The organism is Streptomyces afghaniensis, assembly GCF_044327915.1.
Lineage (GTDB): Bacteria > Actinomycetota > Actinomycetes > Streptomycetales > Streptomycetaceae > Streptomyces > Streptomyces afghaniensis.
In genome coordinates this window covers 705,113-718,947 of the sequence record NZ_JBIRGJ010000005.1, presented here as the reverse complement: position 1 = coordinate 718,947, position 13,835 = coordinate 705,113, and the positions used below count along the sequence as shown (strand labels likewise).

Annotated in this window: 13 protein-coding genes; 10 read left to right on the top strand and 3 right to left on the bottom strand. The window is 71.9% G+C overall.

Annotation, left to right across the window (positions count from 1 at the left end):
- Nucleotides 1–19 precede the first annotated feature (19 nt).
- The 7 genes from ACH4G3_RS21805 (at nucleotide 20) to ACH4G3_RS21775 (ending at nucleotide 8,731) form a co-directional block, all read left to right on the top strand.
- Entirely contained in the window at nucleotides 20–2,059 is a 2,040-nt protein-coding gene (locus ACH4G3_RS21805) for a bifunctional aldolase/short-chain dehydrogenase (RefSeq protein WP_397626056.1), read from the top strand.
- On the top strand, nucleotides 2,056–3,504 hold the full coding sequence (locus ACH4G3_RS21800; RefSeq protein ID WP_397626055.1) for a rhamnulokinase: 1,449 nt from the start codon (nucleotides 2,056–2,058) through the stop codon (nucleotides 3,502–3,504). Before ACH4G3_RS21805 ends, ACH4G3_RS21800 begins: the two co-directional genes overlap by 4 nt.
- 71 nt (nucleotides 3,505–3,575) lie before the next feature.
- Nucleotides 3,576–4,331, top strand: a complete 756-nt coding sequence (locus ACH4G3_RS21795; protein ID WP_397626054.1) for a (Fe-S)-binding protein — start codon at nucleotides 3,576–3,578, stop codon at nucleotides 4,329–4,331.
- Nucleotides 4,328–5,806 (top strand): LutB/LldF family L-lactate oxidation iron-sulfur protein, encoded by a 1,479-nt coding sequence (locus ACH4G3_RS21790; RefSeq protein ID WP_397626053.1) that lies wholly within the window; start codon nucleotides 4,328–4,330, stop codon nucleotides 5,804–5,806. The genes ACH4G3_RS21795 and ACH4G3_RS21790 overlap by 4 nt, the downstream gene beginning before the upstream one ends.
- On the top strand, nucleotides 5,803–6,450 hold the full coding sequence (locus tag ACH4G3_RS21785) for a LutC/YkgG family protein (protein ID WP_397626052.1): 648 nt from the start codon (nucleotides 5,803–5,805) through the stop codon (nucleotides 6,448–6,450). Before ACH4G3_RS21790 ends, ACH4G3_RS21785 begins: the two co-directional genes overlap by 4 nt.
- Nucleotides 6,451–6,518: 68 nt before the next feature.
- Entirely contained in the window at nucleotides 6,519–7,376 is an 858-nt protein-coding gene (locus ACH4G3_RS21780; protein WP_397626051.1) for an AAA family ATPase, read from the top strand.
- The gene (locus tag ACH4G3_RS21775) at nucleotides 7,373–8,731 is read left to right on the top strand and encodes a vWA domain-containing protein (protein ID WP_397626050.1); all 1,359 of its coding nucleotides are present in this window, start codon (nucleotides 7,373–7,375) and stop codon (nucleotides 8,729–8,731) included. The genes ACH4G3_RS21780 and ACH4G3_RS21775 overlap by 4 nt, the downstream gene beginning before the upstream one ends.
- Nucleotides 8,732–8,834: 103 nt before the next feature.
- On the opposite strand, the gene ACH4G3_RS21770 is transcribed toward ACH4G3_RS21775, so the two are convergent.
- The 3 genes from ACH4G3_RS21770 to ACH4G3_RS21760 form a co-directional block, all read right to left on the bottom strand.
- Nucleotides 8,835–9,194 carry a cupin domain-containing protein gene (locus ACH4G3_RS21770; protein WP_354742942.1) on the bottom strand — a complete coding sequence of 120 codons (360 nt, stop codon included), beginning with the start codon at nucleotides 9,192–9,194 and terminating at the stop codon, nucleotides 8,835–8,837.
- Nucleotides 9,195–9,340: 146 nt separating this feature from the next.
- Nucleotides 9,341–10,312 carry a pyridoxal-phosphate dependent enzyme gene (locus ACH4G3_RS21765; protein WP_397626049.1) on the bottom strand — a complete coding sequence of 324 codons (972 nt, stop codon included), beginning with the start codon at nucleotides 10,310–10,312 and terminating at the stop codon, nucleotides 9,341–9,343.
- A complete protein-coding gene (locus ACH4G3_RS21760; RefSeq protein ID WP_397626048.1) occupies nucleotides 10,309–11,001 on the bottom strand; it encodes a helix-turn-helix transcriptional regulator in 693 nt (230 codons plus the stop codon). The genes ACH4G3_RS21765 and ACH4G3_RS21760 overlap by 4 nt, the downstream gene beginning before the upstream one ends.
- A 175-nt stretch (nucleotides 11,002–11,176) precedes the next feature.
- Between ACH4G3_RS21760 and ACH4G3_RS21755 the strand changes: the two genes are divergently transcribed.
- From ACH4G3_RS21755 to ACH4G3_RS21745, 3 genes are read left to right on the top strand one after another with little or no spacing between them, the layout of a single operon-like run.
- A complete protein-coding gene (locus tag ACH4G3_RS21755) occupies nucleotides 11,177–12,097 on the top strand; it encodes a metal ABC transporter solute-binding protein, Zn/Mn family (protein WP_397626047.1) in 921 nt (306 codons plus the stop codon).
- Nucleotides 12,094–12,942 (top strand): metal ABC transporter ATP-binding protein, encoded by an 849-nt coding sequence (locus tag ACH4G3_RS21750; protein WP_397626046.1) that lies wholly within the window; start codon nucleotides 12,094–12,096, stop codon nucleotides 12,940–12,942. Before ACH4G3_RS21755 ends, ACH4G3_RS21750 begins: the two co-directional genes overlap by 4 nt.
- Entirely contained in the window at nucleotides 12,939–13,820 is an 882-nt protein-coding gene (locus ACH4G3_RS21745; protein ID WP_397626045.1) for a metal ABC transporter permease, read from the top strand. The genes ACH4G3_RS21750 and ACH4G3_RS21745 overlap by 4 nt, the downstream gene beginning before the upstream one ends.
- The last annotated feature ends 15 nt before the right edge of the window (nucleotides 13,821–13,835 follow it).

Below are 13,835 nucleotides of genomic sequence, written 5' to 3'. Positions count from 1 at the left end.
TTGAGAGGAACTCGTATCCATGGCAACCCATCCCGAAGCCGCCGCTCTCCTGGCCCGTTCGCATCGGCTCGGCTCCGATCCCCGTAACACCAACTACGCGGGAGGCAACGCCTCCGCCAAGGGCACCGAGACCGACCCCGTCACCGGTGGTGACGTCGAGCTGATGTGGGTCAAGGGGTCCGGTGGGGATCTCGGGACGCTGACCGAAGCCGGGCTGGCCGTGCTCCGGCTGGACCGGATGCGGGCGCTCGTCGACGTCTACCCGGGCGTGGAGCGCGAGGACGAGATGGTCGCCGCGTTCGACTACTGCCTGCACGGGAAGGGCGGTGCGGCTCCCTCCATCGACACGGCCATGCACGGGCTCGTCGAGGCCGCCCACGTCGATCACCTCCACCCGGACTCCGGCATCGCGCTCGCCTGTGCCGCCGACGGGGAGAAGCTGACCGCCGAGTGTTTCGGCGACAGTGTCGTGTGGGTGCCGTGGCGGCGGCCCGGATTCCAGCTGGGGCTGGACATCGCCGCCGTGAAGGTGGCCAATCCGCAGGCCATCGGGTGCATCCTCGGCGGGCACGGGATCACCGCCTGGGGTGACACGTCCGAGGAGTGCGAGCGGAACTCGCTGCACATCATCCGGACCGCGGAGAAGTTCCTCGCCGAGCGCGGCAAGGACGAGCCCTTCGGGCCGGTGATCGAGGGGTACGCCGCGCTGGGTGCCGGGGAGCGCCGGGAGCGGGCCGCCGCACTCGCGCCGTACGTCCGTGCCCTCGCCTCCCAGGACCGGCCTCAGGTCGGCCACTTCAACGACTCCGAGGTCGTCCTCGACTTCCTCGCGAGCGCCGAGCATCCGCGGCTGGCCGCGCTGGGCACCTCCTGCCCGGACCACTTCCTGCGGACCAAGGTCCGGCCGCTGGTCCTCGACCTGCCGCCGACCGCTCCGCTCGACGAGGCCGTCGCCCGGCTGAAGGAGCTGCACGCGGAGTACCGCGAGGAGTACGCCGCCTACTACCAGCGGCACGCCCTGCCCGACTCCCCCGCCATGCGCGGCGCCGACCCGGCGATCGTGCTTGTCCCGGGCGTGGGCATGTTCAGCTTCGGCAAGGACAAGCAGACCGCCCGGGTGGCCGGGGAGTTCTACGTCAACGCCATCAATGTGATGCGCGGCGCCGAGGCCGTGTCCACGTACGCGCCGATCGAGGAGTCCGAGAAGTTCCGCATCGAGTACTGGGCCCTCGAAGAGGCCAAGCTCCAGCGGATGCCGAAGCCCAAGGCGCTGGCCACCCGGGTGGCGCTGGTGACCGGTGCCGGCAGCGGGATCGGGAAGGCCATCGCGCACCGGCTCGCGGCCGAGGGAGCGTGTGTGGTCGTCGCGGACCTCAACGGCGTAAACGCCCAGGCCGTCGCCGATGAGCTGGGCGGGCCGGACAAGGCCGTCGCCGTGACGGTGGACGTCACGTCCGAGGAGCAGATCGCCGAGGCCTTCAAGGCTGCCGTGCTGGCGTTCGGCGGTGTCGATCTCGTGGTCAACAACGCCGGTATCTCGATCTCCAAGCCGCTGCTGGAGACCTCGGCGAAGGACTGGGACCTCCAGCACGACATCATGGCGCGCGGGTCCTTCCTCGTGTCGCGGGAAGCGGCGCGGGTGATGATCGCGCAGGAGCTGGGCGGCGACATCGTCTACATCGCGTCGAAGAACGCCGTGTTCGCCGGGCCCAACAACATCGCCTACTCGGCCACCAAGGCCGATCAGGCCCATCAGGTGCGGCTGCTCGCCGCCGAGCTGGGCGAGCACGGCATCCGCGTCAACGGCGTCAACCCCGACGGTGTCGTGCGCGGCTCCGGGATCTTCGCCGGCGGGTGGGGCGCCAAGCGGGCCGCCGTGTACGGGGTCGAGGAGGAGAAGCTCGGCGAGTTCTACGCCCAGCGGACCATCCTCAAGCGTGAGGTGCTGCCCGAGCATGTCGCGAACGCGGTCTTCGCCCTCACCGGCGGCGACCTGACCCACACCACCGGGCTGCACATCCCGGTCGACGCCGGCGTCGCGGCCGCCTTCCTGCGGTGAGCGCGGCCGTGAAGTCGTACGCCGCGGTCGATCTCGGCGCGTCCAGCGGGCGCGTCATGGTCGGCCGCGTCGGCCCCGACAGCCTGGAGCTGGCCGAGGCGCACCGCTTCCCGAACCGGCCCGTGCGCGTGCCCGAGGGGCTGCGCTGGGATGTGCTCGGTCTGTACGCGGGGGTGCTGGAGGGGCTGAAGTCGGCCGGGCAGGTCGACTCCGTCGGGATCGACAGCTGGGCCGTGGACTACGGGCTGCTCGACGCGGACGGGGCGCTGCTCGGCAATCCCGTGCACTACCGGGACTCCCGGACGGAGGGGGTCGCGGAGAAGGTGTGGGCGACCGTCCCGGCTCAGGAACTGTACGCGGCGACCGGATTGCAGTACGCGCCCTTCAACACCGTGTACCAGCTGACGGCGGCTCGCTCCTCGGCCCAGCTGGCCTCCGCCCGGCGGCTGTTGCTCATCCCCGACCTCCTGACGTACTGGCTCACCGGCGAGCAGGGCACCGAGCTCACCAACGCCTCGACGACCCAGCTGATCGACCCCCGCACGCGCGACTGGTCGTACGACATCGCCTCGCGGCTGGGGATCGACCTGAGTCTGTTCGCGCCGCTGCGGCAGCCCGGTGATCCGGCGGGTGTGCTGCGGGAGGCGGTGCTGGAGGAGACCGGGCTGAGCGGGCCCGTGCCCGTGACGGCGGTCGGGTCGCACGACACCGCGTCGGCCGTGGCGGCCGTGCCCGCCGGGCAGGAGCGGTTCGCGTACATCTGCACCGGCACCTGGTCCCTGGCCGGACTGGAGCTGGACGCGCCGGTGCTGACCGAGGAGAGCCGGGCGGCCAACTTCACCAACGAGCTGGGGCTGGACGGCACGGTCCGGTATCTGCGCAACATCATGGGGCTGTGGCTGCTCCAGGAGTGCGTGCGGGCCTGGGGCGACCCGGACCTGGGCGCGTTGCTGCTGGAGGCGTCCAAGGTGGAGGCGCTGCGGTCGGTCGTGGACGCCGGTGACCCGGCGTTTCTCGCGCCGGGGCGGATGCCGGAGCGGATCGCCGAGGCGTGCCGGGTCTCGGGGCAGCCGGTGCCCGAGTCGCCGGCCGAGGTGACGCGCTGCATCCTCGACTCCCTCGCCCTCGCCCACCGCAAGGCGATTCAGGACGCGCAGCGGCTCGCCGGGCATCCGGTCGACGTGGTGCACGTGGTGGGCGGCGGTACGCGCAACGCGCTGCTGTGCCAGTTGACCGCCGACGCCTGCGGACTGCCGGTGGTGGCGGGGCCGACCGAGGCCGCCGCCCTGGGGAACGTGCTCGTGCAGGCGCGGGCCCACGGTCTGGCCGGTGATCTGGCGGGGATGCGGCGGCTGCTCGTCCGCACGCAGCCGCTCACGCGGTACGAGCCGCGCGGCGGGCCCGAGCGGTGGCGCGCCGCGCAGGACCGGCTCGCCGGGCACTGACGGGGTCTCCCCCGGGCCCCGTCTCCGCACTACGCTGCAACTCATCCGATGATCGACCACAAGGAGCCGCGATGCGTGTCGCCCTGTTCCTGACCTGCGTCAACGACACGCTGTATCCGGACACCGGGCGGGCCGTGGTGAAACTGCTGACCAGACTGGGCGTCGACGTCGACTTCCCGATGGCGCAGACCTGCTGCGGCCAGGCGCACTACAACACCGGATACCGTCACGAGGCCGAACCGCTCGCCCGGCACTTCTCCGATGTCTTCGGCGAGTACGAGGCGATCGTGACGCCGTCCGGGTCGTGCGGGGCGATGGTGCGGGAGCTGTATCCGCGGATGGGCGAGCGGGCCCGGGCCGAGGGGCGCGGGAACACCCTCGCGGCCACGCTGGCGCCGGTGGCGCCGAAGACGTACGAGCTCACGGAGTTCCTGGTCGACGTGCTGGGCGTGACGGACGTCGGGGCGTACTACCCGCACAAGGTGACCTACCACCCGACCTGTCACGGCCTGCGCGGGCTGGGCCTCGGCGACCGGCCGCGGCGGCTGCTCCAGGCCGTGAAGGGGCTGGAGCTGGCCGAGCTGCCGGGGGCCGACGAGTGCTGCGGGTTCGGCGGCACCTTCGCCCTGAAGAACGCCGACGTCTCGGCGGCGATGGGCGCCGACAAGGTGCGCAACGCCGAGTCGACGGGCGCCGAGGTGCTGTGCGCGGCCGACAACTCCTGCCTGATGCACATCGGCGGGACGATGACCCGGCTGCGGACCGGCATGCGGCCGGTGCACATCGCGGAGATCCTGGCGAGCACGGAGGAGGAACCGGCCGTATGAGCGGGACGTTCGTCGGGATGCCGGCGTTTCCTGAGGCTGCGCGGGAGGCCGTGGGCAACGAGACCCTGCGCGGCAATCTGCGGCACGCCACGCACACGATCCGCGCCAAGCGGGCCAAGGCCGTGGCGGAGGTGTCCGACTGGGCCGAGCTGCGCGAGGCGGGCAAGCGGATCAAGGACCACACGCTGCGCCATCTGGACCGCTATCTGGAGCAGTTGGAGGAGGCGGTGACGGCGGCCGGCGGCATCGTCCACTGGGCCGCCGACGCGGCCGAGGCCAACGAGATCGTCACCCAGCTCGTGAAGATGACCGGCGAGTCGGAGGTCGTCAAGGTCAAGTCGATGGCCACGCAGGAGATCGGGCTCAACGAGGCGCTGGAGGCCGAGGGCATCCGGGCCTACGAGACGGACCTCGCCGAGCTGATCGTGCAGTTGGGCAAGGACCGGCCCTCGCACATCCTCGTCCCGGCGATCCACCGCAACCGGGGCGAGATCCGGGACATCTTCCGCAACGAGATGAGCGAGTGGGGCCGCCCGGCTCCGGAAGGCCTGACCGACACGCCCGCCGAACTCGCCGAGGCGGCCCGGCTGCACCTGCGGGAGAAGTTCCTGCGCGCCAAGGTCGGCATCTCCGGGGCCAACTTCATGGTCGCCGAGACGGGCACGCTGGTCGTCGTCGAGTCGGAGGGCAACGGGCGGATGTGCCTGACGCTGCCCGAGACGCTGATCTCGGTCGTCGGCATCGAGAAGATCGTGCCGACGTGGCGGGACCTGGAGGTGTTCCTCCAGACCCTCCCCCGCTCGTCGACGGCGGAGCGCATGAACCCGTACACGTCGACGTGGACCGGCACGACCGACGGGGACGGGCCGAGCACCTTCCATCTGGTGCTGCTGGACAACGGTCGCACCGACACCCTCGCCGACGAGGTCGGCCGGCAGGCGCTGCGCTGCATCCGCTGCTCGGCGTGTCTCAACGTGTGCCCGGTGTACGAGCGGGCCGGCGGCCACGCCTACGGCTCGGTGTACCCGGGCCCGATCGGTGCGATCCTCAGCCCCCAACTGCGGGGCACGGCCAGTGAGATCGACGCCTCGCTGCCGTACGCGTCCTCGCTGTGCGGGGCGTGCTACGAGGTGTGCCCGGTCGCCATCGACATCCCCGAGGTGCTGGTGCACCTGCGGGAACGGGTCGTGGAGGGCGGGGAGGTCACCCGGGAGGGCAACAAGGTCGTGCTGCGGCCCGCGAAGGGGCATGCCGCCGAGCGGGCGGCGATGCGCGCGGCACGCTGGGCCTTCACGCACCCGGGCGCGCTGCGCACCGGCCAGCGCGCCGCCTCCCGTACCCGGCGCTTCCATCCCCGTACGCTGCCGGGCCCGGGCAGGGCGTGGAGCGGGACCCGGGATCTGCCGCCGGTGCCGGCCGAGCCGTTCCGGGACTGGTGGCAGCGCACGCGTGGTGGGAAGGGCGGGGCCGAGTGAACAGCAAGGAACGGATTCTGGGCCGGGTGCGGCGCGCGCTGGCGGACGTCCCGCGGGACGATCCGCCCTACGAGCAGGCGGTTGCGCGTGACTATGCGCGCGAGCACGGGGACCGGAGTGCCGAGGAGACCGTCGAACTGCTCGCCGAGAACCTGGCGGACTACCGGGCGATCGTGCACCGTACGGACACCGAGGGGCTGGCCGGGCTGATCGCCGGGCTGCTGGAGAAGCGCGGGTCGGCATCGGTGCTCGTGCCGCCCGGGCTGGACGAGGGGTGGCTGGCGGCGACCGGTGTGACGCGGGTTGCGGACCGGGCGGAGAGCACGCCGCACGAACTCGACCGGGTGGACAGCGTGGTGACGGCCTGTGCGGTCGCGATCGCGGAGACCGGGACGATCGTGCTGGACGGCTCGCCCGACCAGGGCCGCCGCCGGATCACTCTCGTCCCCGACCATCACATCTGTGTCGTGCGCGTCCCCGGCCAGGTCGTGTCGTCCGTACCACAGGGCCTGGAACGCCTGGACCCGGCGCGGCCGTTGACCTGGATCTCGGGGCCGTCGGCGACCAGTGACATCGAACTGGACCGGGTCGAGGGGGTGCACGGGCCGCGCACGCTGGAGGTGATCCTGGTGGGAGAGGCGTGACAGCCTCGCTGAACAAGCGCTTAGATAGGTACTCCGTCCGCTGGCGCCGCCGACCCGGGAGGCCCCCGTTGTTCAAAACCGTCGACGACGTCTCCGCACGTCTGGCCGAGACCGGCTATCTCGCCTCGCCCGCCGTCGCCACGACCGTCTTCCTCGCCGACCGGCTGGGCAAGCCGCTGCTGGTGGAGGGCCCGGCCGGCGTCGGCAAGACGGAGCTCGCCAAGGCCGTGGCCGAGGTGGCGGGGGCGCGGCTGGTGCGCCTCCAGTGCTACGAGGGGGTCGACGAGTCCCGGGCGCTGTACGAGTGGAACCACGCCAAGCAGCTCCTGCGCATCAGCGCCGGCCGCGACGAGACGTGGGACGAGAAGCGCACCGACATCTTCAGCGAGGAGTTCCTGCTCACGCGGCCCCTGCTGACCGCCATCCGGGGCGACGACCCGAAGGTGCTGCTGATCGACGAGACCGACAAGGCGGACGTCGAGGTGGAGGGCCTGCTCCTGGAGGTGCTCAGCGACTTCCAGGTGACCGTGCCCGAGCTGGGCACCATCACCGCGACGCGCCGCCCCTTCGTCGTTCTCACGTCCAACGCCAGCCGGGAGCTGTCCGAGGCACTGCGCCGCCGCTGTCTCTTCCTCCACATCGGCTTCCCCGAGGAGGAGTTGGAGCGCCGGATCGTGCGGCTGAAGGTGCCGGGCCTCGACGAGACGCTGGCCCGCTCGGTCGTCCGGGTCGTGGGCGCGCTGCGGGCGATGGACCTGCGCAAGGTGCCGTCGGTCGCCGAGACCATCGACTGGGCGCGCACGCTGCTCGCACTCGGCGCGGACACCCTGGACGAGACGGTCGTGCGGGCCACCCTCGGTGTGCTCCTCAAGCACCAGGACGACGTGCTCAAGGCGACCGCCAAGCTCGACCTGGACGCCCTGTGACCACGGAGGCGGGCGTCGCGGAGCGACTGACCTCCCTGGTCGGGGCGCTGCGCGCGCACGGCATCCGGATCGGCACCGGCGAGACGGTCGACGCGGCGCGGGCGGTCGAGGCCCTCGGCCTCGCGGACCGGGAGCTGCTGCGCGAAGGGCTCGCGGCGACCCTGCTGCACGGCAACGGGCAACGGCAGGTGTTCGACCCGGTCTTCGACCTGTACTTCCCGCGCGGCGTCGGCGGCCCGGAGCAGCGGGCCGCGGGACGGGAGGATCTGCGCGACCGGCTGGCGGCCGCACTCGCCGCCGACGACCAGGCGCTGCTGGGACGGCTGGCGGTCGAGGCGGTCGACGGTTTCGGCGGCTACGGTTCCGCGCCGGAGTCGGACGGTTGGTCGTCGTACCAGACGCTGGAACGGCTGCGCCCGCAGACCCTGCTCGCCCGGGTCCGCGACGACGTGCGCGGTCGGGGCGGGAGTGAGGGGTTCGCGGACCGGCTGCTGGAGGACGAGATCCGGCGGCGGATCGAGACCTTCCGCGCGCTGGTGGCGGCGGAGGCGCGGCGCCGGGTCGCCGAGCGGCGCGGCCGGGACCAGATCGCCCGGCGGGCGGTGGCCCCGACCGCCGACCAGGTCGAGTTCCTGTTCGCCGGGAAGGCCCGGCTGGCCGAGCTGCGCAGGACGGTTCAGCCGCTCGCCCGCAAGCTCGCGACCCGGCTCGCGGCCCGCCGCCGCCGTGCCTCCCGGGGCGCGATCGACCTGCGGCGGACCCTGCGCGGTTCGCTGTCGACGGGCGGCGTGCCGATGAAGCCGGTGCTGCGCAGACGGCGTCCCGCCCGTCCCGAACTGGTGCTGCTGTGCGATGTGTCGGGATCGGTGTCCGGCTTCTCCGACTTCACGATGCTGCTGGTGCAGGCGGTGCACGACCAGTTCGGCAAGGTGCGGGTGTTCGCCTTCGTCAACCGGATCGACGAGGTGACCGGACTCCTCCGGCACGGCACAGCGGACCCGGAAGGACTCAGCGCCCGCATCCAGGCGGAGGCCACGCTCACGGGCTGGCACGGCAGCAGCGACTACGGCATGGCGCTGGGTGAGTTCGCGGAGCGTTACGGCGACGCGGTCGGCCCGCGCACGACCGTGTTCGTCCTCGGTGACGCACGTACGAACATGAGCGATCCGAACCTGCCGGCCGTACGGCAGATCGCCGAACGGGCCCGCCGCGTCTACTGGTTGAACCCCGAGCAGCGTTCACGCTGGGGCACGGGCGACTCCGCCGCACCCGCCTACGCCGAGCTGGTCGAGATGCACGAGTGCCGCACCGCCCGGCAGCTGAGTGCCCTGGTGGGGCGGCTGCTGCCGGTGTGATCACGGTGGCTGCCACGACGGACACCACACACATCAGAAGCCGATCGGTTTCCCATCGGAGGGTGGGAACCGATCGGTTTCTCAGAGCAAGGGCCGACAAGGGCTACTGCTTCTTCGCGAACTCCCTCGCCGTCTGCCCCTGGAAGTCGTAGACCACGGCCTGCTCGTCGCCCACCACCCAGGCGTCGTGTCCGGGCGAGACGACGTAGACGTCGCCGGGGCCGACCTCGGTCTCGCCGCCGTCGTCCATGCGGATGTGCATGCGGCCTTGGAGGACGTAGCCGTTGTGGTGCATCTGGCAGGTGGCGGTGCCCGCGATCGGGGCCACGGATTCGGTCCAGCGCCAGCCGGGCTCGAACGTCGCCACGGCGAAGTCGAGATCCGTCATGTGGACGGCTTCCATGTGACCGCGGGGGAAATCACGCCGCTCGTCCGGCTTGTCGAGCGTCTTCACTTCCAACATGACGGGCTCCCTTCAGGCCGCGGTGCCCCGCGGCCGGGCCCGGTCACCCGGCGGCCCTGGACGCCGCCGTCGGCGGCCGGCCCCCTACTCCTCAATCGTCCGCCGGTCCATCCGGGGCCGCCAACCGGGGCAACGCTCGCTCAGGCCTAGCTTCCGCAGAGCTCGGCGAAGCGCTCGGCGTCGATGTTGCCGCCGGAGAGGATGACGCCGACGCGGTGCGGGAGAGGGCCCGCGCGGCCGGTGAGCAGGGCCGCCAGCGGGGTGGCGCCGCTCGGCTCGACGACGATCTTCAGGCGTTCGAAGGCGAACCGCATCGCGTCCCGGATCTCGTCGTCGGTGACCAGGACGACATCGTCGACGAGCCGCCGGTTGACGGAGAAGGTGAGTTCGCCGGGTGTGTGCAGGGCCTGTCCGTCGGCGATGGTGTGCGGCACCGGGATACTGATGCGCCGGCCTGCCTCCAGCGAGCGCTTGGTGTCGTCCCCGGCCTCCGGTTCGACACCGATCATGCGGATGCCCGGGTGCAGGCCCTTGGCCGCCGTGGCACTGCCGGCCATGAGCCCGCCACCACCGACCGGCGTCAGCAGCGCCCCCAGCTCCCCCGCCTCTTCGAGAAGTTCGAGCGCCGCCGTGCCCTGTCCGGCCATGACATGCGGATGCTCGTACGGTGGGATGACGGCGAGCCCCCGCTCGGCGGCCAGGGCCTCGGCGATGGCGACGCGGTCGCCGGTGTAGCGGTCGTAGGTGACGATCTCGGCACCGTAGCCGGCGGTGGCCGCCCGCTTGGAGGGCGGGGCGTCCTCCGGCATGACGATCACGGCGGTGGTGCCGAGCTCGCGGGCGGCCAGGGCGACGGCCTGGGCGTGGTTGCCGGAGGAGTAGGCGGCGATACCGCGGGACAGCTGGTCGGGGGCGAGGCGGGAGGCGGCGTTGTAGGCCCCGCGGAACTTGAAGGCGCCGACGCGCTGGAAGTTCTCGCACTTGAGGTGGATCTCGGCGCCGGCGAGCGCGTCCAGGGTGCGGGAGCGCAGGACGGGCGTGCGGTGGGCGACGCCCTGGAGCCGGGCGGCGGCGTCCCGGACGTCGTCGAGGGTGACCGGTGGGGTGGTGGTCGTCACGCGTGTCCTCCAGCGGAAGTGCCGGCGGCCGCACTGCGGGCGGCCCGGGCCTGGGAAAGGTAGTTGTAGGCGGAGGCGCGGGAGATGCCGAGCCGGGCCGCGACCTGCTCGACCGCGCCGCGCACGGCGAAGACCCCGCGTGTGTCGAGTCCGCCGAACAGTTCAAGGCGCTCGGCGCGGTCGAGCTCCGCCCAGCTGCCCCGCTGTTTCGACTGGTGGGCGTCGACGAGGGCGTCGACGACGGAGTCGATGTCGTTGCCGAAGGTGGTGGTCGGCGGCTCCGCGGGGGCCGCGCCGAGTCCGGCGAGGGCGCCGAGCAGGCCGTGGACCTGGCTGACGGCGCCGACGTCCACGTTGACGCAGAGCGCGCCGAAGACGGCTCCCGTGGAGTCCCGCAGGACCATCGTGGAGGACTTGACCAGCGTCCCGTTCCGGGTGCGGGTGACGTAGTTCAGTTCGTCGGCCGCCTCGTCCCCGTGGGAGAGGACGCGCATGCCGATCTCGCTCATCGCGCCGCCCACCGTCCGCCCGGTCACCGATCCGGCCACGGCGACGACCGACTGCTCCGGCTTCCGGTAGTCGTGCAGCACGACTTCGCAGACCGGCCCGAAGGTCGCGGCGATCCCGTCGACGACCGGTTTCAGCGCGGCGAGGATCGCGTCCCGTTCCGCGGTCAGAGCCTCTCTCATGCATCTAGACTACAGATCCAGCTCCTGGACTACCAGTCCAGCCCAGGATCTCTCCCAACAATTGGCAATGGTTTTCACATGACTTCGGCCAGAACCCGCTCTTGACATTCATTCCCATCTAGCGTGGCGCCTGCCGAACACCGGCACCCCTCTGCACATCCGTCATGGAGGAGCCATGCCCCTGTCCACGTCCCGCCGCCTGGCGCTGCTGACCAGCGCGTCACTGGCCCTTCTCGCGGGCTGCGGCAGCTCTGCGGACTCCGCCGACGCCAGGAACACCTCGGCCAAGGTGCCCGTCGTCGCCTCCACGAACGTCTACGGCGACATCGTGCGCAGCATCGGCGCCGACAAGGTCGACGTCACCTCGGTCATCAGCGACCCCGACCAGGACCCGCACTCCTACGAGGCCGACACCCAGAACCAGCTGGCCCTCTCCAAGGCGAAGGTCGTCGTCGAGAACGGCGGCGGCTACGACGACTTCGTCGACCGCATGCTGAAGAGCGGCCACAACGACTCCGCCCAGGTGATCAACGCCGTGCGGGTGTCCGGCAAGACCGCACCGAAGGGCGGCGAGCTGAACGAGCACGTCTGGTACGACTTCCCCACCGTCGCCCGCGTCGCCGACCGCATATCCGCGGCCCTCGCCAAGGCCGACCCGGCCGACGCGTCCGCCTTCAGGAAGAACGCCACCGCCTTCAAGGCCGGGCTCACGCCGTTGGAGGCGAAGGAGGCGCAGATCAAGAAGGAGCACGGCGGTGCGGCGGTGGCGATCACCGAGCCCGTCCCGCTGTACATGACCGAGGCGAGCGGCCTGGTGAACAAGACGCCCGCGGCGTTCAGCGAGGCGATCGAGGAGGGCGACGACGTCTCGCCCCGGATCCTCCAGGAGAGTCTGGCCCTGTTCAGCGGCGGGAAGGTCAAGGTGCTCGTCTACAACGAGCAGACCTCCGGCCCGCAGACCGTGAAGTCCGAAGCGGCGGCCAAGGCGGCCGGCATCCCCGTCGTGCCCGTCACCGAGACCCTGCCGAAGGGCAAGGACTACCTCGGCTGGATGACCGCCAACGTCGACGCGCTCGCGAGCGCGCTGGCCAAGTGACCCCGGTGTCCGGTCAGGACGTCAGTCCCGTCGTCAGTCTGCGCGACGGGGCCCTGGCGTACGGCGACCGCACGGTGTGGAGCGGCCTCGACCTCGACGTTCGGCCCGGGGAGTTCCTGGCCGTGCTGGGGCCGAACGGCGCGGGCAAGACCAGTTTCGTACGGGCGCTGCTGGGCCGCCGGCCGCTGTCCGCCGGGACGCTGACCGTCCTCGGCCGGCCCGCTCGGGACGCCGCCCGGCACATCGGCTACGTCCCGCAGCAGGCGGCGCTGTCCGCGCAGGCCATGCTGCGGGCCCGGGACCTCGTGCGGTTCGGTATCGACGGGCACCGCTTCGGCCCGCGCCTGCGCACCGGAGCGGTCCGCCGCCGCGTGGACGAGATCCTCGAGTCGGTCGGGGCCGCGGCATACGCCGACGTCCCCCTCGGCATGCTGTCCGGCGGCGAGCGGCAACGCGTGCGCATCGGGCAGGCGCTGGCGACCGACCCGCGCATTCTGCTGTGCGACGAGCCGCTGCTGTCGCTCGACCTGCACCACCAGCGGGCCGTCACCGAGCTGATCGACGCCCGGCGCCGCTCCCACGGCACGGCGGTGGTCTTCGTGACGCACGAGATCAACCCGGTGCTGGGGATGGTCGACCGGGTGCTGTACCTGGCCCCCGGCGGCCACCGTGTCGGCACCCCGGACGAGGTACTGACCTCCGAGTCGCTGTCCCGGCTCTACGGCACGCAGGTCGACGTGGTGCGTGTGCGGGGCCGGGTCGTGGTCGCCGGGGCCCCCGACGGGCCGGCCGCGCACGCGCACCATCCCGGGCCGGTTCACGAGACGGACGGAGTGCGCGCATGACGCTCGCCGACGGGGTCTGGCACCAGATCTTCGACTTCACGGACTACGGCGAACTCCTGGCCCTGGTCCGCAACTCGCTCATCGCGGGCGTGGCACTGGGGCTCGTGGGCGGGCTGGCCGGGGTCTTCGTCCTGATGCGGGACCTGCCGTTCGCGGTGCACGGCATCAGTGAGCTGTCCTTCGCGGGCGCGTCGGCCGCGTTGCTGCTGGGCGCGAACATCGTGGCGGGCTCGATCGCCGGTTCGCTCCTCGCGGCCGGAGCCATCGGGGTGCTGGGGACACGGGCCCGGGACCGCAACTCGGTGATCGGCATCATCATGCCGTTCGGACTGGGGCTCGGCGTGCTCTTCCTCGCCCTCTACAAGGGCCGGGCGGCCAACAAGTTCGGCCTGCTCACCGGTCAGATCGTCGCCGTGGACACCCCGCAGATGTCGTGGCTGCTCGGCACGTCCGTGCTGGTGCTGATCGCCCTGGCGGTCATGTGGCGTCCGCTCGCCTTCGCCAGCACGGACCCGGACGTGGCGGAGGCCCGCGGGGTGCCGGTGCGCACGCTGTCCTTGGCGTTCATGCTGGTGCTCGGGCTCGCGGTCGCCCTGTCGGTGCAGGTCGTCGGGGCGCTGCTGGTGCTCACGCTGGTCGTCACGCCGGCCGCGGCCGCCGCCCGCGTCACCGCGTCGCCGGTGCTGCTGCCCGTGCTGAGCGTGCTGTTCGCCGTGGCCTCGATCGAGGGCGGCATCCTGCTCGCGCTGGGCAGCAGCATTCCCATCAGCCCGTACGTCACGACGGTCTCGTTCGGCATCTACGCGGTGTGCCGGGTGGCCGGGACGTACCGGACCCGGCGGTGGGGAGCGCGGGGGACGGCGGTGGGGGCGGCGTGACCCGTTGACCGCTCC

What these genes read in the sequence shown, in the direction of transcription:
- ACH4G3_RS21805 (WP_397626056.1), top strand. Translation starts at nt 20, where the DNA reads ATGGCAACCCATCCCGAAGCCGCCGCTCTCCTGGCCCGTTCGCATCGG.
- ACH4G3_RS21795 (WP_397626054.1), top strand. Translation starts at nt 3,576, where the DNA reads ATGCGTGTCGCCCTGTTCCTGACCTGCGTCAACGACACGCTGTATCCG.
- ACH4G3_RS21790 (WP_397626053.1), top strand. Translation starts at nt 4,328, where the DNA reads ATGAGCGGGACGTTCGTCGGGATGCCGGCGTTTCCTGAGGCTGCGCGG.
- ACH4G3_RS21770 (WP_354742942.1), bottom strand. Translation starts at nt 9,194, where the DNA reads ATGTTGGAAGTGAAGACGCTCGACAAGCCGGACGAGCGGCGTGATTTC.
- ACH4G3_RS21760 (WP_397626048.1), bottom strand. Translation starts at nt 11,001, where the DNA reads ATGAGAGAGGCTCTGACCGCGGAACGGGACGCGATCCTCGCCGCGCTG.
- ACH4G3_RS21755 (WP_397626047.1), top strand. Translation starts at nt 11,177, where the DNA reads ATGCCCCTGTCCACGTCCCGCCGCCTGGCGCTGCTGACCAGCGCGTCA.
- ACH4G3_RS21745 (WP_397626045.1), top strand. Translation starts at nt 12,939, where the DNA reads ATGACGCTCGCCGACGGGGTCTGGCACCAGATCTTCGACTTCACGGAC.